General features: G+C 57.1%; 20 protein-coding genes. 19 read left to right on the plus strand and 1 reads right to left on the minus strand.

From position 1 onward, the window contains the following. From ACQQ92_RS03865 to ACQQ92_RS03920, 12 genes are all read left to right on the plus strand, one after another. The coding region (locus ACQQ92_RS03865) for a hypothetical protein (protein WP_427795833.1) at positions 1-267 on the plus strand (267 nt) is incomplete at its 5' end. 226 nt (positions 268-493) lie between these two features. Beyond that, positions 494-811, plus strand: coding sequence for a hypothetical protein (locus tag ACQQ92_RS03870; protein WP_427795834.1), 318 nt, complete (start codon positions 494-496; stop codon positions 809-811). Between the two features lie 88 nt (positions 812-899). Continuing rightward, positions 900-1,544 (plus strand): hypothetical protein, encoded by a 645-nt coding sequence (locus tag ACQQ92_RS03875; RefSeq protein ID WP_427795835.1) that lies wholly within the window; start codon positions 900-902, stop codon positions 1,542-1,544. Between the two features lie 232 nt (positions 1,545-1,776). Next, on the plus strand, positions 1,777-3,537 hold the full coding sequence (locus tag ACQQ92_RS03880) for an AAA family ATPase (RefSeq protein ID WP_427795836.1): 1,761 nt from the start codon (positions 1,777-1,779) through the stop codon (positions 3,535-3,537). A 620-nt stretch (positions 3,538-4,157) separates the two neighbouring features. Continuing rightward, the gene (locus ACQQ92_RS03885) at positions 4,158-5,123 is read left to right on the plus strand and encodes an Abi family protein (protein WP_427795837.1); all 966 of its coding nucleotides are present in this window, start codon (positions 4,158-4,160) and stop codon (positions 5,121-5,123) included. A gap of 135 nt (positions 5,124-5,258) precedes the next feature. Further along, positions 5,259-5,477: a hypothetical protein gene (locus tag ACQQ92_RS03890; RefSeq protein ID WP_427795838.1), complete on the plus strand. Its 219-nt coding sequence runs from the start codon at positions 5,259-5,261 to the stop codon at positions 5,475-5,477. A 251-nt stretch (positions 5,478-5,728) separates the two neighbouring features. Further along, positions 5,729-6,502: an AbiH family protein gene (locus tag ACQQ92_RS03895; RefSeq protein ID WP_427795839.1), complete on the plus strand. Its 774-nt coding sequence runs from the start codon at positions 5,729-5,731 to the stop codon at positions 6,500-6,502. Beyond that, positions 6,460-7,092 (plus strand): AbiH family protein, encoded by a 633-nt coding sequence (locus tag ACQQ92_RS03900; RefSeq protein ID WP_427795840.1) that lies wholly within the window; start codon positions 6,460-6,462, stop codon positions 7,090-7,092. Before ACQQ92_RS03895 ends, ACQQ92_RS03900 begins: the two co-directional genes overlap by 43 nt. Positions 7,093-7,275: 183 nt before the next feature. After that, entirely contained in the window at positions 7,276-8,382 is a 1,107-nt protein-coding gene (locus ACQQ92_RS03905) for a hypothetical protein (protein ID WP_427795841.1), read from the plus strand. Beyond that, the gene (locus ACQQ92_RS03910; protein WP_427795842.1) at positions 8,379-8,606 is read left to right on the plus strand and encodes a hypothetical protein; all 228 of its coding nucleotides are present in this window, start codon (positions 8,379-8,381) and stop codon (positions 8,604-8,606) included. The genes ACQQ92_RS03905 and ACQQ92_RS03910 overlap by 4 nt, the downstream gene beginning before the upstream one ends. Before the next feature lie 36 nt (positions 8,607-8,642). After that, on the plus strand, positions 8,643-8,987 hold the full coding sequence (locus ACQQ92_RS03915; protein WP_427795896.1) for a GH32 C-terminal domain-containing protein: 345 nt from the start codon (positions 8,643-8,645) through the stop codon (positions 8,985-8,987). A 14-nt stretch (positions 8,988-9,001) separates the two neighbouring features. Then, positions 9,002-9,991: a PLP-dependent transferase gene (locus ACQQ92_RS03920; RefSeq protein ID WP_427795843.1), complete on the plus strand. Its 990-nt coding sequence runs from the start codon at positions 9,002-9,004 to the stop codon at positions 9,989-9,991. Positions 9,992-10,231: 240 nt separating this feature from the next. Here ACQQ92_RS03920 and ACQQ92_RS03925 read toward each other — a convergent pair whose 3' ends face one another. After that, positions 10,232-10,579 carry a winged helix-turn-helix domain-containing protein gene (locus ACQQ92_RS03925; protein ID WP_427795897.1) on the minus strand — a complete coding sequence of 116 codons (348 nt, stop codon included), beginning with the start codon at positions 10,577-10,579 and terminating at the stop codon, positions 10,232-10,234. A 193-nt stretch (positions 10,580-10,772) separates the two neighbouring features. Here ACQQ92_RS03925 and ACQQ92_RS03930 point away from each other — a divergent pair, with 193 nt between their 5' ends. The 7 genes from ACQQ92_RS03930 (at position 10,773) to ACQQ92_RS03960 (ending at position 21,345) form a co-directional block, all read left to right on the plus strand. Then, on the plus strand, positions 10,773-12,284 hold the full coding sequence (locus ACQQ92_RS03930; protein WP_154515410.1) for an IMP dehydrogenase: 1,512 nt from the start codon (positions 10,773-10,775) through the stop codon (positions 12,282-12,284). 259 nt (positions 12,285-12,543) lie between these two features. Further along, positions 12,544-15,120, plus strand: coding sequence for a leucine--tRNA ligase (gene leuS / locus ACQQ92_RS03935; protein ID WP_427747319.1), 2,577 nt, complete (start codon positions 12,544-12,546; stop codon positions 15,118-15,120). Between the two features lie 256 nt (positions 15,121-15,376). After that, positions 15,377-15,871 (plus strand): ribosome maturation factor RimP, encoded by a 495-nt coding sequence (gene rimP / locus ACQQ92_RS03940; RefSeq protein WP_427747320.1) that lies wholly within the window; start codon positions 15,377-15,379, stop codon positions 15,869-15,871. 1 nt (position 15,872) lies between these two features. Next, positions 15,873-17,120: a transcription termination factor NusA gene (nusA, locus tag ACQQ92_RS03945; RefSeq protein WP_154515419.1), complete on the plus strand. Its 1,248-nt coding sequence runs from the start codon at positions 15,873-15,875 to the stop codon at positions 17,118-17,120. 91 nt (positions 17,121-17,211) lie between these two features. Then, a complete protein-coding gene (gene infB / locus ACQQ92_RS03950; RefSeq protein ID WP_427719633.1) occupies positions 17,212-19,887 on the plus strand; it encodes a translation initiation factor IF-2 in 2,676 nt (891 codons plus the stop codon). An 11-nt stretch (positions 19,888-19,898) separates the two neighbouring features. Beyond that, positions 19,899-20,309 carry a 30S ribosome-binding factor RbfA gene (gene rbfA / locus ACQQ92_RS03955; protein WP_006234038.1) on the plus strand — a complete coding sequence of 137 codons (411 nt, stop codon included), beginning with the start codon at positions 19,899-19,901 and terminating at the stop codon, positions 20,307-20,309. Then, positions 20,302-21,345, plus strand: coding sequence for a DHH family phosphoesterase (locus ACQQ92_RS03960; protein WP_427795844.1), 1,044 nt, complete (start codon positions 20,302-20,304; stop codon positions 21,343-21,345). Before rbfA ends, ACQQ92_RS03960 begins: the two co-directional genes overlap by 8 nt. Position 21,346 lies beyond the last annotated feature (1 nt).

Here is a 21,346-nt window from a genome sequence, read left to right on the forward strand (position 1 = left end):
GAAAAATTGCAGTCAATAGTCAAGCTGGTTTTTGCATATTCAGAAGATGCCTTAATTAGTCCCAGGATTGATGCGAATGCGATGAATAATGAAAATCTGATAGCTCTGGCAAAGATGAACTCTGCATACCTTGGCTTCGCTGAATCTTATGACGGATATAAGCGAGCGGCAACAACAACGGCTATGCAGGATTATGCAATTGATAGGCTGCCGAATCCTCCTGAGCTACTTTCGGATAAATATGCGCTAGCTCAGAATGATGCCTAGTGTTCCGGTTGATCTGCCACAGATTGCAAAGATGGCTGAGCTGCTTGCGCTGAGGGTTGCGAAGCTACTAGGCGACTTTCCGTGGCCCTATTGTTAACGATGTTGTCCTTGTGGACCGCCTGCATGCAGCAGATGAGCTCCCGGGTATGGCTATATAGGCATGCTCGGGAGTCAGTTGAACGCGCCAATATAGAATCTAGACTTATTCATCGCGAACGGAGACCCGATGACCGCCGCTAATAGAAAGCCGTGGCTTACGGCGTCCGAGCAGATCGATCACCTCAAATCTAGGGGCGTCCATCTCTCGTTGATGAGTTATAACGATGCCAGAGTTTATCTGGAGAAGAACAGCAATTATTTTCGCCTGCGCGCTTATCGACTTGGGTTTCCTAAAGTCGAAGAAGGAAGCCGCAAGGGAGAGTATGCAAATCTAGATTTCAAGATGCTGGTCGATTTGTCTATTGTTGACATGCTCCTTCGTTATGAAATGTTGCCGCTTACGCTCGCTGCTAGATTTTCTAGAAGAACTGTAAGCTTCGTTTGACGAAGCTTTTACGACGCTTTTTTAATTAAGAAGGGTGTTCTGTCAAATTGCTGCAAAATGTTCGTTCAGATTGGATGAGGGTCGATAGATGTACGACTTGGATAGTCGAAAAGACATAATGCGCCTATATTCAGATTATCACCAACGCTTGACTGGGTCTTACGGGCCGGAAAGGGCCATTCTCGCTGAACTGCTAGAAGAAGAAACGATAACTGGATGGCATGCTACCAGAGTGCTCTCTGCGGATGATATTGCGGAAATGGGTTTGAAGGCTTTCTCTAGGGAAGAGGGATTTGACCAATTTCGCTATCTTTCCGGGGTTGTTGGGTTGAACTTGGGCCAAACTGAGACTGTTCTTCAGAAGGCAAATCATTATTTTGCTGAACATCCACGCAGGACTGGCTGTGTCTGCTTCTACCTGCTTAAATCAATGGCCGGGCAATATTCAAAATATTCAGCAACGTTGGGTGGGGAAACATTTGCGTGGTCTTTAGAGGATGCTGCGGGAGCCGAAGCAGTTGAGGCATTGAATAGCCTGGGGGTTTCAATCAGGGTCAAATTTGCTTTCTCTTTTGATCGCATTCAGCCTTATGCCCATGATTCAATAATGTCGAGCTTCATTGATGTACTCAGCAGTAATACGTCAACGGATTACTGCCTGCCCAAGATTGATGGAGCGATTGTTGGCTCGATTCCCCCTCATGATATTTTGAGAATTGAGAAAATATCGTAAAGGGTAGCGCATTGACAAGGCTTTCGTTTCTCTATCTGAGGGATCCGGTCGCGGTTTTCAAAAGAGCCGTTTTGGCTGAGTCATCGATTCGAAACCATGACTGAGTGGCCTGGCGGCACGTACGCTGTTCTTCGAGCCCTTTTTTCTGTTCCAGTTCGCTCATCGATTGTGCTCACTGCATGTCCCCGCAGTTTGTAATAATCGACTAAAGCAGCGGTCGAGGAGTATGAATATGGCTGGATATTCTTTTAAAGTCAATGAGCTGGTCACGGTGGACGGTACGACAGTAAAGCCTAAGAAGATTACTGTATTCATTGGACCAAATAATTCTGGTAAAAGTAAATCACTTAAAGAAATTCGTTCTGAGATTTTGGGTAATCCAGAGGTGGGCTATTCCGGAGGGGAGTCGACCAAGCGCGTTGTCTTTAATGAAATCCACCTCAATTTCCCAGCAAACAGCAATGAAATAATCGATACATATGGTCTCGATGATAAAGTTGTTCGTTGTAATGGGGGATGGCGTCTCCGCGATTACTGCAACACCGGCATAAATTGGACTCCGGGTGGAATAGCATTTTCTCCGAATTATCGTACCCCTTGCTTTTCCCCGACCGATGATTGGCGTAAGAGTTTTTCTCGGTGTTTTGATGACGACAACTATGAAGGGCCAGAACAAGCTCGCCGCGAGGCGCTGCGCTTTTTTGGACCTGCGATGGTTGACTATGTGGGTACCGAGGATCGCCTGTTGATGTCGATTGGCGATCAAGCTTATGGCATAAACGACGATAACTACAACAGCCTTAGCTCGGCATACGACACCGATCCGGACTGCAAGACGATAGCGTCCGAAATTACTCCACTATTTAACAGGGACGTTGTTCTAGATGCGAGCACGAGTCGCCAAAGGATTGTCCCCGTCGTTAGCGATTCATTTGAGGAATATCGTGGTGCAACACATGATATGCCACGTCGTCTGACTATCTTGTCTAAGGCTACGCCGCTGCGCGAAGAGGGCGATGGCTTGCGTAGTTTCGTTTCCGTTCTTTTGAGTTTGATGGGAAGGCGCAAGCCGGTGTTTCTTTTGGATGAGCCTGAAGCTTTTCTTCATCCTCCATATGCGCGCAGGATGGGGGAAATCCTGGGCAAAAACTTTATTGAGAACGAAAGTCTCAACAATGTGTTTATTTCCACGCATAGCTCCTTCTTACTCCAGGGGCTCATCTCGTCTTGTTCTGAGGAGCTTACCATCGTGCGTCTTAACCGAGATGGCGACATGCGCTGCGCAAAAGTGCTCTCCAATAAGGAAATCCTGAGCTTAATTGACCGCTCGGATTTTTCAGCCGAGTATATGGATGCATTATTTTCGAGTGAGGCCGTCCTTGTCGAAGGCCCGAGAGATGCCGCCGTATATCGTAAACTGATTTCTAAATTTGATACCAATTACAGCGGCCTATTTGTTTCTGTTAACGGTAAGCCGGGTTTTGAGAGCATTAAGAAGTTTTATGATTCGGCTGGAATTAGATGCAAAGTAATTACGGATTTTGATTTATTGGATAATAACGATATTTTTAAGCGCGTATCCAATCTATTTATCACTACCAATGATAAACGGAATGAAATTCGAGAAGTGAGGAATTCCCTCGAGCGATTTTATCGAGAGCTTGAAGGCTGTCCGGGCGGGCAGCGGGACAAAATGCCAGAAATAGTGAAAAGTCATTATAAGCACCAAGTTTATGAAAACCTTCCAGATGATCTGGGCGTGAGCGTTGAAGAGATGCTTCGGCTTCTTGCGCGCGAGGGATTGGTAGTTTTGAGTTCTGGAGAACTCGAATCTTTGTTTGAAGCCTATGGGGTGGAATACGTTCACGGTTCGAATAAATGGCTAACTAATGCGTTCAGTTACATGGCGAACCATAGCTGTGACGAGCTGCGAGATATTCCTGCCGTCGCTATAATATTGCAAGCATTTATTCCGGAGGAGCAGCGGGAATAATAGTCAGGTTCTGATGCGGGACTTCGGCTCTTCTATGTCGCGTTGAGGTTGGTCCATTATGGCGCTGAATAAATAATGGGATGTATTGCCAATCAAGGGTTAAAGAATGATTTGGAAGATTGATGGCATTAGATTGTCGGCCGCCGAGTCCGCTCTTCGTGATCATGCTTATCGATTTTTCGGCCAGGGTTCTTCTCGTCGGGCTTAAGGCGCCGCTCGATCGGTTGCGACCCGATGATTCGATACTCGCGGCGATACGCATATTTGAGCGTTTTGATAACGAGGCTTCACGGGATACCTTGGAATGCCTTGTTAGCCACGCTTGAATCTGGGGCACCGTAAAAGACGAGTTCGTGCGAGGAAATGTCGCTTCTGGAATCAGTCTTCCTATTTACGGCTGTCCAAAGCAGTCATTTCGCATGATAGAAGACGAGCCGTTATTTCGGTTGAATAAGCTGCAGCGATCCGTTCGCGATGCCATCAAATGATCCGGTGGCGTAGTCGTGTTATATGCTGCAGCTTTAGGGGAATGAGGACGGTACCGATTGGGATAATGCTCTAGTGGTGTCCGGTAGCGGATATAATTAATTCAATCTCGGCTCCGCACTTAAGGACCCATAATGAAAACTCTCAATGGCCTCATGAAACATCTTAGGGATAAGGGGATAGAGACGCACGGCTCTGTCCATAAAAGAAAGATGAAGAATTACGGCTATTATCATGGCTACAAGGGTCATCGTTTTGTGGGCAATTCTTCCAACTGCTTGGATTTAACGAGCTTTGACGAGGTAATTGCCTTAAATGAGTTTGATATGGCGGTCAAGGCGCTCTTATATCCAAGCGTAATGTTTATTGAAACTGCGCTAAAGAACTATACGCTAGAAGCCGTGCTTGAAGATTCTCACTCGTTCGTGCTGGAGGATATTTTCTCTCGAACGCTCGTGGCGTACCGTGATTACCCTAGAAAAAGTAAAGACTATAGCGCTGCTATGAAAAAGCGCCTGGGTCTGCGTGCGGAAATCAATAGATTGATTCAGTACAATTATTCCAAGAACCCTGTTGTTAGGCATTTTTATGACAGCGATAAACCCTTGCCTATTTGGGCGCTATTCGAGGTCATGACTCTAGGAAACTTCGGTGTTTTCTATTCGTGCTTAAAGGGCTCGGTTAGACAGAGCATATCCGATGACCTAAAGCTTCCGAACAATTACGACGGTCCCGGGCTTCTCGAACGTACTATCTTTGTGCTCAAGGATCTTCGTAACGCGATTGCTCATAACAGTGCCGTTTATGACGTTAGGTTTAAGAGGGCAAAAGTGGGAAATCAGCTTGGCCAGATGCTGTCATCCGATGTTGGCGTTCCTTCGATAGACTTTTCAACTATTACTGATTATGTCGTCCTAATTGTCTATCTGCTCAGAAAGATGATGGTTTCCAAAACTGAGTGCTATCAGTTAATTCGGAACTACTCTAGCGTGCTGGAAGACTTGCACGGCTCTCTGTCTTCCTCAGATTTTCATAAAATAGTAAAGACTGGGGCCAGGAACAAGATGGATGCACTTCGTAGCTATATAGCCGCTTCTTAAGAAGCAGCAGTTAAAGATGGAGGCTAAAGATGGAGATGACATTCTTTGGGGCTGGGCGCGTAGACAAACATAGGATATCGACTAAAATATAGGCAATTGCGGTGGAAGCCTTCGGGCGACACCTGAAGAGGGTTGATGCGTCGGCCCTCTTTTTTTGGCGATTTCTTTACGGCATGCGTGAGATGGCTGCATGGAATCGTTCCGGATAATGTCATCTCCAGAATTGCCCTTGCGATCCAGCGTCCGCTTAAAGCAGGAATACCTCACGATGCCGATCCAGCCGTCGGCGCACCTGTCTTCCTCGATCAATCGTTTGGTAAACAGGACAGCGTTGTTTACGGTGCCGCTCTTTAAATTGAATTGACCCTTTGGAACCCGGGCGATAGAGTGAATAAGTGGTATTGACGTAGTCAACCTGCGGGCCTGCGTCCTGCGGAGGGGCGGCTGTTCCTTTGGATGGCCGCCTCTCTTCATTGCACTCATGATAAGAAACTATATTGCGCTGAGGTTGGCGGACGTAAATACGTCAATGACATCCCAATGGTTTGGATATCATTAACGTTATCTGACAGAGAATGAGTTTTAACGGTGTATTAGGGACTAATGTGAGTGCGGAAGATATCAAGCTTACCGATGAGGATGATGGGAAGACATGCCACAATCATCATCTCATTGTGATTGGCAACGGTTTTGATCTTTCCTGTGGCTTGGCTTCTTCGTTTAAAGATTTCTTTGAGCCTCGGATGCGAGTCATCGACTCCATTGTTTCGGAAAAGGGCTCTTGTGATTATGAAGCCATCAAAGCGAGAGGCCTGACTGCTTGGGATCTAATTCTTAGAAGCCGAAAGGACATGGAGGCAAGAGCCTTCAATGTGAATTGGTGCGATGTCGAGACGGCTATTGCCAATGTGTTTGGCATTAGCCTGCCCGAGGACGGCATCGACGATGAGGGTGTTATGATATCCGACTATGCCGTCTCGTTCGGTTCTTTGCAGGACTACTTTTATATAGCAAATGAAATGAACGCTCTCGATGCAAGTGACTACATCGAGAATCGGGTCGACGAAATTGAACGGCTCAGAGACGGCATCGACAATGGTGATCAAGAGGTTCTTGCTGGGCTGGGCATTGAGGCTTCAGGGGACTCGGATGCCTCAGAGGTATATTCCAATTTATTCATGGAGGGCTCTCGCCTTTTGGGACATAGGCCCAATCCTTGGACCGAACGTGTGGGGCATTACCTCGCTTGTGAGTATCCTCAGGTCCTCGAGGATCCCGAGGGGCAGTTATCTTCCATCCTCATGTCAGAACTCGAGCGTATGGAACATTACTTTAATTGCTTCTCAAAGATGAGGTTGCCCGCAAAGATGGCTATTTAGATTGTTCGGACAACTTAATGCGCAAGCTGATTGAGCATACCGTGGTGGCCGATGGCATGCCTGATGATGCGGTGACTGTTCTAAACTTCAACTACACGTCTCCATATCGGTGGCTTAAACAGCGGTTTGGGGATGCCGATCTTGTCAATATCCACGGCATGCTCGATGGTGAAAGCATTTTTGGAATCGACGGTTCCGGCAATTTGGATGATCGGGATATTCTCCCGTTTACCAAGACATATCGCGTGTTGAAGTCCGCTCGAGGGGTACCAAGCGGCTCGATTGCTTATCCTTCGCAAAGGGGAGGGGATGGTCTCAAGACGTCTTCGATAGTATTTTTTGGCCATTCGCTTTCGCGAGCCGATTATTCGTACTTTGAGTCCATTTTTAGCACGGTGGATTTGTATAACGGGCATACCAGCCTGGTCTTCCTATACTCAAACTACGCCAAGGGTGTTCGCGAGTCAGAGGTGGCCAAGGTACTCGCCCTCCTTGATCACTATGGCAGCTCGCTCGGCATTGCCGGACATAGCAATAACCTCGCACACAAGCTCATGCTGGAGGGCAGGCTCGTCGTTCGGGAGATTTAAGTTAATTTGCTCTAAAGGTTGTTTTCCGAGTGGTCTCTTATCGTGCCTTTGCCTTAGGGTGCTTGGCTTTCATCCTCTGAAGATGTTCTTAAAACTGCCTTAAAGGCGTCCCGGCTCGCGTTGACGGCGTACAATACGCATGTTTGACTATGGCAAATGTGGAATTAAGGGGAGGGGTGCGCCATGGAGGTGCTGGTTGTTGGCAACACCGCATATGTTGACGATGACTTTTGTGCCAAGGCGTTCCCCGGGGACCATGTTAAGGTCGTCGCTGCCGCGGAAGCGCGCCGCGATGAATCGTCGCCCCATGCCTCGTGGATAGAACTTCTGCAACACCTGGATCAGGCCTATGAGTTCGACCGCGTGGTCTATCTGTCTAACTACCTCACGCCGCATACCGAGACCTTTGGCGACATCGAGTTGCTCCGCTCGGTCTTTCGTGCGTGCATGGGTCGCCGGGTTCAGCTGCTGTATGTAGCGGGGCCCGCGGGTGCCGAGGGTGCCTCCGATGCCGCGGGACGAACGGGCAAGGGAATTATCGCCCGCGCGGCCAACGACCTGTGCCGCCACTACGCTGCGCACGAAGGCGTTCAGGCAAAGATTCTGCGCGTGCCCTTCCTCTACACTGCCTCCGCCGCGCTGGAGGATCCGTTTTTCGCGCCGCTGTTCGACGCGTGCTCAACCGGATCGGTCGCTTTGCAGGGCTCGGAGGATGCGGCGTTTCCGCTGCTGTGTGCCGAGGAACTCGCGGTGCTGGTGCGCCGCATCTTTGACAGCTGGGATGCCTCCTTTGAGACGCTCGACGTTGCCGATACCTTCCATTACACCTCAGGTGAGGTGGGCGAGGCCCTCAAGGCGCTGTTCCCCGACCTTGCCGTTGCCTATGGCGATTCTGCCGGCTATGCCCTGCCCGTCGGCGACATCGTTCGCGTTCGCTATGGCTGGTTTCAGTGCTACGACCCGTTTGGTGATCTTTCGACCATTCATGCTCGCTGGGATGCTGGCCGCGCAGGGAAGGTCAACCCCTTGCGCGCCGCCATCGACCGCATCCAGATTCACACGCTGCCTATTAAATGCCTGGAGACGGGCGTTGCCTGGGTCCTGTTCGAGGTGCTGGAGTATTTGTTCTCGCAATCTGCCCAGCTCAACGTGCTCGATTATCGCCTGCTCTACGTCGTGCTCATCGGCACGCTGTATGGCCTGGACTTTGGTCTGGTTGCGGCGCTACTGGCATCGGTTGGGTTGGCTGTGAGCTACTTTACCCAGTATGGCTATACCTTCCAGGCATGATGGTCATTCACTACACGGGCCAGACCGCTGGCGACGATATCGTGCGCGCGTTTGGGCGCACCAGGTTCACCGTTAAGTCCAAGACCATGCGCGGCGACAAGGTCGAGATGACCGTCGAGGTGTTCTCTGACGGTGTGGATATGCCCTATGCCGACGCCATCCGTGCCCTCGATGGCGTGGAGGACCTAACGCTCATCCAATACAACGGCGAATACCACGGCTAGAACCCTAGCGAGTAGATTGCACAAAGAGGGGCGCTCCTGGTCGAGCAGTCCGGCGTTCGTTGGAACGCTGGAACGAACAGGTATCATGGTGAAAGCGATTTCAACGACAGGTGTGCTCGTGGTAAAGATGAAGGATGTGGCCGAGTCCGTAACGTACGCATTGTTGGCGATGTCTCGTCGGTCGAGGTGCTTGTGAACGATGGCGCGCTCGTGTTCTCGACGCGCATCTATCCCGAGGACTATGGCGTGACCGTTGACGCTCCGGGTGCAAGCTTGACCTATCGCACGTTCAACATCCAGGCGACTCGTCGCATATCGGCGCTATACTTCAGCCGTTGCCCACGATGCGGGAAACATCCGCATCGTGGGCTTTTGTTTTGAAGGGACGGTGTCACGTGGACGCACAACAGCTAGAAGAGGCCTGGGCTGCAAGGGCTGGCGCGCGCGAGGCGCGACTGGTTGCAGCCTCGCATGTGCCGACGGCGCTTTCGCTTCTGGGGATTGTGCGTCCCGACGATCGCCTGGTGGCCTTTGCGGATGACTTTGCCGAAGCGTTTGCTTGCGGCTTTGAGGGCTGCGATGTCGTGCTGGTGGGCTCGCCGTCCGCCGAGGCGTTTGCTGCTGCGTCCGAGGGCTTTGATGCTTCGCTTGATGCCGAGGGGCCGCACCTGTGGTGGTTCGCCAACTCCATTGGCGCGTTCGGTCTGCGTGTGCCCGATTTGCGCGCGTTAGGCCGCGCCGCGCGTGAGGCCCATGCGCTGCTGGTTGTTGACAACACCGTGGCTGACGTCTTTGGCTGCAATCCGCTGCGCTTGGGCGCCGTGCTGTCGCTCGAGGCACTCGACCGCGTGTGTGCCGGTAAGGCCCCGCGTAAGCTCGTTGCCGCTTCGGTGGCGCGATCGCAGCTCAAGCGCCATCGTGTGGATGCCGCGGCTGAGTGCGCGCATGCGTTGTTTGCGGGCTGCGGTGCGTCGGCGCTCGATCTTTCTGCTGAGGAGGCCGACGTGCTGGAGCGCGGGTTTTCCTCGCTTAACGCTCGCATGCAGGCTCACTTCGATCGAGCCCGTGCGCTGGCCGAGTATCTGGCCGCGAACGAGATGGTGCGCAACGTGCGCTATCCCGGGCTGAGCTCGCATCCTGACCATGCGGTTGCAACGGGAATCCTCGAGCATGGCTTTGGCCCGGCAGTTGAGTTTGACCTTATCGAGCGTAGCGCGGGAGAGTTGTTCGACGCTTTGCCGGGGGAGTTTCGCACATCGTTCGCCGGCGGCGCAACGACGCGTCTTTCGGCGCCACGTGGCAAGCAGGGGGACACCATCCGCCTCTTCGCCGGCACCGACGATCCCCTGACGGTAGCCGCCGCCCTCGATAACGCCCTCCGATAGTAGCTAATCTGTTGACTCATCGGGGCGCGTGCCACGAAAACGGCCTATCTACTACGTTTAAGCCCTAGGGGTCGACCATGATCGACTTTTTTGTAAATTGATAAACTGTCTACCAGCGGTTTTGTTTTCTTAATTTACGGTATGGTCGGCGGTATTCGACTAAACGTAGTAGATAGGCCCGTTTTGTGTCTCGCGTCATAATTCGTGAGGGCGGTGGACTAAAAATCAGTTCCAAAAAGTCTACTCTGTGTTGATAGTAGCGATGAGGACGTCGGCTTTGGCAGCTATGACCTGGTTTATGTCGGCCTGCAGCTCCTCGTAGGCCGCTATGGCTCGCTCGCCGGCGGGGGTGAGGGTGGATCCGCGGGCGCCGTCGCGCTCGATGAGTTTGCATCCCAGCTGCCCTTCGGCCTCGTTTACAATGCGCCAGGCCTTGGAATATGCCATGCCCATGCTCTTTGCGGCACGGTTGATTGAGTGTTCGCGGGCGATACCCTGCAGCAGTAAGACGCAGCCGTGGCCGAACACGCCCGGCAGATCCTTGTCGCACGACCGAATGACCAGTCGCGCCGTCGTCTTGTACTCCATACGCTCCACGTCTCTCCGCTAAAGTGTTTGCTGGGCAAACGCAAAGCCTGCGTCAAACCCTCGTGTGCTCTTCTTAAATCATGCATTGTAGCAGTCAAAGTGCGTTAAGATACTTCCCCAGTATTGGGCGCCCAAGGTTGGGCTGGGTCCTACGAGGCCTGCAGCCGACCGGTCGCATGGAAAAAGGAGAAACATGGCTACGTTCTTTCCCGGTGAGTCCCACACGTTTTCGGAGTATCTGCTGGTCCCTGGTTACTCGTCCTCGCAGTGCATCCCCAACAACGTCTCTCTTAAGACGCCGCTGACCCGCTTTAAGCGCGGCGAGAAGCCGGCAATCACCCTGAACATCCCCATGGTTTCCGCCATCATGCAGTCCGTCTCGGGCGTCGACATGGGTGTCGCGCTCGCTACCGAGGGTGGCCTGTCCTTCATTTACGGTTCCCAGACCCCCGAGTCCGAGGCCGCCATGGTCAAGGCCGTCAAGGATCACAAGGCCGGCTTCGTTCAGTCCGATTCCACGCTGACCCCCGACATGACCATGGAGCAGGTCATCGAGCTCAAGGAGAAGACCGGTCACTCCACCATGCCGGTCACCGACGACGGCACTCCCAAGGGCAAACTCCTGGGTATCGTCACCAGCCGTGACTATCGCCCCAGCCGCGATGACCACCAAAAGAAGGTCTCCGAGTTCATGACCCCGCGTGAGCAGCTCATCGTGGGCGACAAGAACATCAGCCTCAAGGTTGCCAACGACGTCATCTGGGACAACAAGCTCAACGCCCTGCCCATCGTCGACGACAACGATCACCTTATGGGCATTGTCTTCCGCAAGGACTACGACAGCCACAAGACCAACCCCAACGAGCTGCTCGACGGCGACAAGCGCTACATGGTCGGCGCCGGCATCAACACCCGCGACTATGCCGAGCGCGTGCCGCTGCTCATCGAGGCCGGCGCCGATGTCCTGTGCATCGACTCTTCCGAGGGCTTCAGCGAGTGGCAGAAGCGCACCATCGAGTGGATCCGCGCCAACTACGGCGAGGACGTCAAGGTCGGTGCCGGCAACGTCGTTGACGCCGAGGGCTTCCGCTTTTTGGCCGACTGCGGTGCCGACTTTATCAAGGTGGGTATCGGCGGCGGTTCCATCTGCATCACCCGTGAGACCAAGGGTATCGGCCGTGGCCAGGCCACCGCGCTGATCGACGTCTGCCGCGCTCGCGACGAGTACTACGAGGAGACCGGCGTCTACGTGCCCGTGTGCTCCGACGGCGGTATCGTCTACGACTACCACATGACGCTCGCCCTTGCCATGGGTGCCGACTTTATGATGCTGGGCCGCTACTTTGCCCGCTTTGACGAGAGCCCGACCGAGCGCGTCAACGTCAACGGTCAGTACATGAAGGAGTACTGGGGCGAGGGTTCTGCGCGTGCCCGCAACTGGCAGCGCTACGACCTGGGCGGCGCCGCGAAGCTCAGCTTCGTCGAGGGCGTCGACTCCTACGTTCCCTACGCCGGCTCCCTTAAGGACGGCGTGGGCGGCACGCTCTACAAGATCAAGTCCACGATGTGCAACTGCGGTGCCCTCTCGATCCCCGAGCTCCAGAAAAAGGCACGCCTGACCCTGGTGAGCTCGACCTCGATCGTCGAAGGCGGCGCCCACGACGTAGTCGTCAAGGATTCGCAGCAGTCTGTGTCTTATCGATAGGATAAGAGCCGCACATAAAGGTTGAGTTCCAACCACGTTATTAAGATAAAGCGAGATGCCTGCAAGTCGTAGGCATCTCGCTTGTCGTATTTGCTATCATCAGTCAAGTTAACCTTAGGGTCGGTCGGCTTGGCTTTGTTCGCTACAAGTTCCGCACGCAAAGAAGAGCACTTAATGTGCTCTTCGTCTTGCGCAGGACTGTCCGCAGTAGCGAATAAAGCCAAGCCGACTGACCCCAGCTAAGATTAAAGGAGCTGATATGTGCGATTGCACAGATCATAAGGACGAGATCCCTGCCTACGACGCGCAGGCCATTGAGTCCAAGTGGATGAAGGCCTGGGAGGACTCCAACCTCTTTGCCGTCGACACCGATGCCAGCAAGCCCAAGAAGTATGTGCTCGAGATGTTCCCGTATCCTTCGGGCGACCTGCACATGGGCCACGCGCGCAACTATACCATCGGCGATGCCATGGCCCGTCAGGCCCGCATGCGCGGCTTTGACGTGCTGCATCCCATTGGCTTTGACGCCTTTGGCCTGCCCGCCGAGAACGCCGCCATCAAGCACAACACGCAGGCTGCCGCCTGGACGTATAAGAACATGGACCAGGCGCTCGCCACGATGAAGCGCATGGGCTTCTCCTACGATCTGGATCGCATGGTCAAGACCTGCAGCCCCGACTACTACCGCTGGGGTCAGTGGATCTTTGAGAAGATGTGGGAAAAGGGCCTGGTCTACCGCAAGAAGAACCCGGTCAACTGGTGCCCCAACTGTAAGACCGTTCTGGCCAACGAGCAGGTTACCGAGGGCAAGTGCTGGCGCTGCGGCACCGAGCCCGAGAAGCGCGACCTTGAGCAGTGGTACTACAAGATTACCGAGTACTCCCAGGAGCTGCTCGACGATCTGGAGAAGCTCCCCGGCTGGCCCGAGCGCGTTAAGCAGATGCAGGCCAACTGGATCGGCCGCTCCGAGGGCGCCGAGGTCGACTTTACCCTGTGTGATGCCAACGGCGATCCCATCGAGGGCGACGAGGGCAAGATCACCGTCTTCACCACGCGTGCCGACACGCTCTTTGGCGTCTCCTTCTTTGTCCTGGCTCCCGAGTACGCTCGTCTGCACGAGCTCGTCGAGGGCACGGAGTACGAGGAGGCCGTGACCAAGATCGTCGAGGACTCCAAGCATATCTCTGCTGTCGAGCGTGCCCAGGGCACCCTCGAGAAGCACGGTGCCTTTACGGGCCGCTACGTGGTTAACCCCGTCAACGGCGAGAAGGTTCCCGTGTGGGTTGCCGACTATGTCGTTGCCGATTACGGCACCGGCGCCGTCATGGCCGTTCCCTGCGGCGACCAGCGCGACTTTGAGTTTGCCCGCAAGTACGACCTCCCGATCGTCCCGATCATCCTGGACGATGACGACCGCGCTGCCGTCGAGGCCAGTGGCGAGACCATCGATACCTTCCATGCCGAGACCGTCGACTGGGATTGCGCCCACGCTGCCGAGGGCACGCTCGTCCAGTCCGGCAAGTACACCGGCATGCGCGGCGGTAAGCACTCCGAGGGCGAGGCTGCCATCGTGGCCGACCTCGAGGCCATGGGCTGCGGTCGTCGCAAGGTCGAGTTCCGCCTGCGCGACTGGCTCATCAGCCGTCAGCGCTATTGGGGCAACCCCATCCCGGCCATCCATTGCGAGCACTGCGGCATTGTGCCCGTGCCCGAGGACCAGCTGCCGGTGACGCTGCCCGAGAACCTGGACCTGGGCGCCGGCGAGACCCTCGCCGAGTGCAAGGACTTCTACGAGACCACCTGCCCGGTCTGCGGCCGCCCGGCCAAGCGCGAGACCGATACCATGGACACCTTCACCTGCTCCAGTTGGTATTACCTGCGCTATACCGACCCGCACAACACCGAGCTGCCCTTCTCCCGCGAGGCGGCAGACCGTTGGATGCCCGTCGATAACTACATCGGCGGCATCGAGCACGCCATTTTGCACCTGCTCTACAGCCGCTTCTTTACCAAGGCACTGCGCGACCTGGGTCTGCTGAGCGTTGACGAGCCCTTTACCAACCTGCTGTGCCAGGGCATGGTTAAGGACGAGAACGGCGACACCATGTCCAAGTCCAAGGGCAACGTCGTGCCTCCGAGCTCGGTTATCGAGCCCTACGGCGCCGACACCATGCGTTTGGCGATCCTGTTTATCGCCCCGCCCGAGAAGGACTTTGACTGGGATCCCAAGGCCGTCGAGGGCGCCAACCGCTTTATCAAGCGCGCCTGGCGTATCGTGTGGCAGCTTGTCCAGTCGGGTGATGCCAACGTTGCCTTCGACAAGTCCGTGCTCGACGAGACCGCGATGAAGCTCTATCGCGAGCGTCACCGCACCATCGCCAAGTGCACCGAGGACTTCGATCGCGGCCAGTTTAACACCGCGATCTCGGCCGTCATGGAGCTCGTCAACGCAGCGAGCGCCTACCTCAACGCCACCGAGGGCGCATCGCGCGACAAGGCACTGTGCTACGGCGTGGCCAAGGACATCGTGAGCGTCCTTGCCCCCATCTGCCCGTTCTGGGCCGACGAGCTGTGGCACGAGGCACTCGGCTGCGAGGGCAACGCCTACACCGCCGCCTGGCCCGAGTTTGATCTGGCCGAGTCCATCGAGGACACGGTGCAGATCGTCGTCCAGGTGCTCGGTAAGGTCCGCGGCCGCATCGATGTGGCCCGCGATGCCTCCAACGAGGAGATGCAGGCTGCCGCCGAGGCCGCTGTTGCCAAGTGGCTCGAGGGCAAGACGGTCGTCAAGGCCATCTGCGTGCCCGGCAAGCTGGTCAACCTGGTGGTTAAGTAAACCTCGCGCATATAGTTGATGCACAATAGACGAGGGACGATCCGGCTGGGTCGTCCCTCTTTTTGGATATGGATACTTGCGACTACACCCAATTATCCATTTCTTGTGGAGAACCTGTGCTCACGCTGACCTGCGGGTTTGTGTTGTGGTTGCACGTTTTCGCAGGTATTGGTATAGTTTGCTTGCTAATGAAGTTGTAATTGAAAGAAGTGGGGTTTCGGCTCCGCTTCTTTTTTGTATGGATGGAGGTGCCGCAATGGTCAAGACCAAGACCGAGCAGGCAATCATCGACGCGCTCGAGGCCGTCGCACCCCAGCACGATGTCGATATTGTCGACGTTGAGCTCGTGGGTGCTACCAAGGCCCCCTGCGTGCGTGTGCGTATCGAGGGTGCCGAGGGTCAGAGCCTGTCGCTCAACGACGTCACGGCCAACACCAAGTGGGTCGGCGACGTGATTGAGGAGCTCGACCCCATCTCTTCGAGCTATACGCTCGAGGTGTCGAGCCCGGGTATGGCGCGCCCGCTGCGCCGTCCGCGTGACTTTGCCCGCTTTGTGGGCGAGGACTGCGAGCTTTCCTCCACCGCCACCGAGGGCCGTCGCAAGTACTCCGGCAAGATTGCCGCCGCGACCGAGACCAACGTAACCCTCGAGCTCGAGGACGGCGAGTCTGTCACCCTCGATTATTCCGATGTTAAAAAGTGCAAGTTGAAGCCCGTCTATGACTTCAAGCCCGCGAAGGAAGGAAACTAACATGGCAGCATCCGACATGATGTCCGCCCTGATGGAGCTTTGCCAGGAGAAGCACATCGACCAGCTCTACCTGATCGACCGCCTGGAGCAGTCGCTCGCCAAGAGCTATGCCGAGATCCTGCATCTTGAGTGGGGCGCCAAGGTGACCATCGACCGCACCACCGGCAAGATCTATGTCTACCGCCTGGAGCCGATCGACGATTCCATGGACGAGGAGGGCAACTTCACCGAGTTCGAGGAGATCGACGTCACCCCCAAGAACACCAGCCGCATCGCCGCCCAGCACGCCAAGGCCGAGATCAACGCCATCGTGCGCAACTCCGCCCGCGAGCAGATCTACGAGGAGTTCTCCGGCCGTATCGGCGACCTCATCAGCGGTACCGTACTGCAGTCCACACCCGACTTTACGATCGTCAAGATCCGCGAAGGCGTCGAGGCCGAGCTTCCGCACTTTGATCAGCGCCGCTACGAGAACGAGCGCAACGAGCGCCCCATGGGCGAGCGCTATCTGCACAACCAGCACATCAAGGCCGTGATCATTGACGTTCGCGACCCCAACTCCACGCTTCCGCCGGTTCGCGGCGAGCACAGCCGTCCGCCGATCGTTATCTCGCGTACCCACCCCGAGCTTATGCGTCGTCTGTTTGAGCAGGAGGTGCCCGAGATCTACGAGGGCACCGTCCAGATCAAGTCGATCGCCCGCGAGCCCGGCCAGCGCTCCAAGGTCGCCGTCCACTCGCTCGATGACCGCCTGGATCCCGTGGGCGCCTGCGTCGGTCCCAAGGGCAGCCGTGTGCGCGCCGTCGTGGGTGAGCTGCGCGGTGAGCGCGTCGACGTCATCCTGTGGGATGCCGATCCGGCCGTCTACGTCGCCAACGCCCTGTCGCCTGCCAAGGTCACTCGCGTCCTTATCGACGAGGAGAAGGCCTATGCCGGCGTCATCGTGCCCGACGACCAGCTTTCGCTCGCCATCGGCAAGGAGGGCCAGAACGCCCGCCTGGCCGCACGCCTGACCGGCTGGCACATCGACATTAAGTCCGAGACCCTTGCCGCCGACATCCTCAAGAACGTTCCCGTTCACGAGGAGCCTGCCGCCGACCTGATCGGTGACGAGGAGGATGACGACGCCCGTCGCTGCGAGTACGTGTCCGAGGACGGCATCCAGTGCCGCAACCAGGCCCGTCCCGGTTCCCGTTTCTGCGGTGTCCACGACACCGACGCCTTCGATGATGCGGAGGACCTGATCTAGCGCGCGGTTGCGCTGGACAGGTTCCGGCGCACATCCCACGCTCGTTCAGTCTCTAGGCACCCAAGGTGCCAGAAAGGGTAGGTGAAGTCATATGGCAAAAGTCCGTGTGTCCACCCTGGCCAAAGAGTTCGGCATGACCTCCAAGGAACTGATGGGTCACCTCGCCGAAATGAAGATTCCCGCTAAGTCTGCTTCCTCCGCCCTGGAGGACGCTTATGTTGCCATGGTCCGCAAGCAGCTTGCCTCGGTGATCGAGGCCCGCGCCCAGGAAGTCGAGGCCGCCAAGCAGGCCGAGGAGGAGGCTGCCGCCGCCGAGGAGGCAGCGCGTGCCGCCGAGGCCGAGCGCGAGCGCATCGCCGCCGAGAAGGCACGCGAGGAGGAGCGCCGCCAGTTTGCCGCCGCCCAGGCCGCCGAGGAGGCAGCCCGTGCCGAGGCCGAGGCCAAGAAGAAGGCCGAGCAGGAGCGCCTTGCCCGCGAAAAGGAGGAGGCTGCTCGCGAGGCCCAGCGCCGCGCCGTTCCCGCTTCCGACTCCGGTTCGCGCTTCCGTTCGCTGCTCGATCAGATCGCCGCACAGGAGACCGTGCTCAAGGAGAAGAAGGACGCCGAGGACAAGGCCAAGGCCGAGCGCGGCAACCGTCGCGGCGGCAACAACGATCGTCGTGGCGGCCGTCGCAACGACCGCAACGCCTCCGAGAGCCGCCCGCACAGCCATCGCACCAATGCCAGCAACAATGTCGCTGCCGGCATGGATTTCCCCAACCCCGATAAGCAGGGCAAGGGCAAGAAGCGCAAGGGTGGTCACAACAGCGAAGAGGACCACTACAGCCGCATGGCGCGCGAGGCCGAGGAGTACAGCCGCGAGAAGGTTCTCGAGGAGGCCCGTGCCGCCGTCGAGGAGGCCTCTCGCGAGTCCACCGGTCGCCGCAAGAAGCGCAAGGAGAAGCGCGAGCGCGAGGCCGCTAGGGCTCAGGAGGAGCGCAAGATTGAGGAGGCGCTGGCCCAGGGCGTGAACCCCGAGGAGCTCGACGCCATCAAGGTCTCCCAGGGCGTTACCGTCCAGGAGCTTGCCGAGGCGCTCGACGTTCCGGCCAACGACATCATCAAGCGCCTATTCCTGCTGGGCACGCCGCTTACCATGACGCAGTCCATGTCCGACGACCTTGTCGAGCTCGTTGCCGACGACTTGGGCCGTCAGATCAGGATCATCACCCCCGAGGAGGAGAACACCTTCTCGTTCTACGACGATCCCGCCGACCTTAAGCCCCGCGCCCCGGTCGTCACCGTCATGGGTCACGTCGACCACGGCAAGACGAGCCTGCTCGACGCCATCCGCCACACCGGCGTTGCTGCCGGCGAGGCTGGCGGCATTACCCAGGCCATCGGCGCATCGCAGGTCATGATCAACGACCGCAAGATCACCTTCATCGATACCCCGGGCCACGCTACCTTTACGGCCATGCGTGCCCGTGGCGCCAAGGTGACCGACATCGTCATCCTGATCGTCGCCGCCGACGACGGCGTCATGCCCCAGACGGTCGAGTCGATCAACCACGCCAAGGCCGCCGGCGTTCCCATCGTCGTCGCCGTCAACAAGATCGATAAGCCCGGCGCCAACCCCGACCGCGTGCGCCAGGAACTCACCGAGTACGGCGTCATCCCCGAGGAGTGGGGCGGACAGAACATGTTCGTCAACATCTCGGCCAAGCAGAAGATCGGTATCGACGACCTTCTGGAGACCGTGCTGCTCCAGGCCGACGTGCTCGAGCTCAAGGCCAACCCCGATACCTTCGCTTCGGGCAACGTCCTCGAGGCCAAGCTCGACAAGGGCCGCGGCTCGGTCGCTACCGTGCTCGTGACCCGCGGTACCCTGCACGTGGGCGATACGCTGGTCGCCGGCCTTACCTATGGCCGCGTTCGCGCCATGCTCGACCCCAAGGGCCGCGCCGTCACCGAGGCCGGTCCCTCCGACGCCGTCGAGATCCTGGGCCTGCAGTCCGTCCCCAACGCCGGTGACGAGTTCCGCGTGTTCGAGGACGAGCGCGAGGCGCGCGCCCTGGCCGATGAGCGCTCGCTCAAGGCCCGCATCGAGGAGCAGAGCCGCGTGAAGCACGTCACGCTCGAGAACCTCTTCGAGACCATCGCCGACGCCGAGGTCAAGGAGCTCAACCTGATCATCAAGGCCGACGTCCAGGGCTCCATCGAGGCCCTTCAGGACTCGCTCGACAAGATGGATCAGTCCGAGGTCCGCATCAACACGATCCACTCCGCGGTCGGTGCCATCAACGAGACCGACGTCGTCCTGGCCGACGCCTCCAACGCCATCATCATTGGCTTTGGCGTGCGTCCCGACGGTAAGGCCCGCTCCGCTGCCGAGCGCGAGGGCGTCGAGATTCGTTGCTACGACGTTATCTACAAGTGCCTCGAGGAGCTCGACGCTGCCCGTATCGGCATGCTCAAGCCCACCGAGGTCGAGGTCTCCACGGGTACCGCGACCGTCCTGGACACCTTTAAGGTGCCCAAAGTCGGTATCGCCGCCGGTGTCCGCGTCGAGGAGGGCGAGATCGCCGCGACCGATTCCGTGCGCCTGGTGCGCGACGGCATCGTTGTCTTTAACGGTAAGATCGCCTCGATGCGCCACTACAAGGACGAGGCCAAGAGCCTCAAGAGCGGTTCCGAGGGCGGCATTGGCCTGGAGAACTTCCAGGACATCAAGCCCGGCGACCAGATCGAGGGTTACCGTATCGACCAGGTTGCCCGTACCGAGTAGGGGGTAGCGCTATGAAGCAAACGCAGGCAACCCGCCGTCTGGGCGAGCAGCTTCGCGAGAAGCTCGGTTATATCCTTCTCTTTGAGGTTTCCGATCCGCGTCTCGACCTGGTCACCCTGACCGCGGTCGAGGTCGCGGTGGACCGTTCGTTCGCGCGCGTGTACGTGTCGTGCGATGCGAGCCGCTACGATGAGGTCATGGAGGCGCTCGCCAGCGCCAAGGGCCGCATTCGCAGCCTGTTGGCTCGCTCGCTCGACTGGCGCGTCACGCCCGAGCTCGATTTTCGCATCGATCGCTCGACCGATGAGGCCGAGCGCATTACGCGTGCGCTGGAGAATGTCCCGGCCACGCTGGCGATCGAAAAGGACGAGGACGGCTATCCCATAGCGGATGCCGCCCAGGAGGCAGCTTTAGATGACTAATTCCGCCGACCTCGTCTCGTGCGAGTCTGCAGATATTAAACGACGCATCCTCGAGCTTATCGAGGGTGCGTCCTTCATTGCGATCTCGGGTCATACCTCTCCCGACGGCGATGCCCTGGGCTCCGTGTTGGGCCTGGGCCTCTCGCTCATGAAGGCGTTCCCCGACAAGGACATCGCGCTGCTGCTCGCAGACGACGATCCCGTTCCGCGTATTTACCGCTTTATGGAAGGCGCCGATCGTCTGGTGCCGGCTTCGAGCTTTACGGGCGACCCCGACCTGTTTATCTCGGTGGATGTGCCGGTTGTCGAGCGTCTGAACAACTCGGCCGACGTGCTCCGCCGCTCCAAACATGTGGTGTGCTTTGACCACCATCCGGCGCGCGAGGAGTTTGCCGAGGTAAGCCTGAGGCGTGTCGATGCTGCGGCGTGCGCCATGATCATCGACCGCTTTTTGGATGATTGCGGCATTGTCGTTCGCGATCGCATCGCCACCTGTCTGCTCTGTGGCCTGGTTACCGATACCGGTCGTTTTCAGTATCAGAATGCCGATGCCGCTGCGTTCCATGCGGCTTCGCGCCTGGTGGCGCACGGTGCCGACCCGGCGCGTGTCGCGCTCGAGGTCTATCAGAGCATGCGCGTCGAGTTCTTGCACCTCAAGTCCATCGTCATGGGCCGCATCAAGACGGTCGCGCACGGGCGCGTGGCGTATAGCTACGCGTACGAAAGCGACCTTAAGGAATGTGGCGTCACCTCGGATGAGTGCGACGGCTTGGTCGATGTGGTGCGCTCGGTGATGGGTGTCGAGGTCTGCCTGTTCCTTAAGGGCATCGAGGGCGATACCAAGGTGCGCGGAAACCTGCGCTCCAAGGGCGACATGGATGTCTCCGAGATTGCGGCCAACTTTGGCGGAGGCGGACATCACGCTGCTGCCGGCTTTACCAATAACGGAACGATTTTCGAGACGCTCACCGCGGCACTTCCCATGCTGGCCGAGCTGGTGGGGGAGGATCCCGCTTCGGTGATCGTCGAGCTCTAAC

The organism is Collinsella sp. SGI.241 (assembly GCF_050312955.1).
Classification (GTDB): domain Bacteria; phylum Actinomycetota; class Coriobacteriia; order Coriobacteriales; family Coriobacteriaceae; genus Collinsella.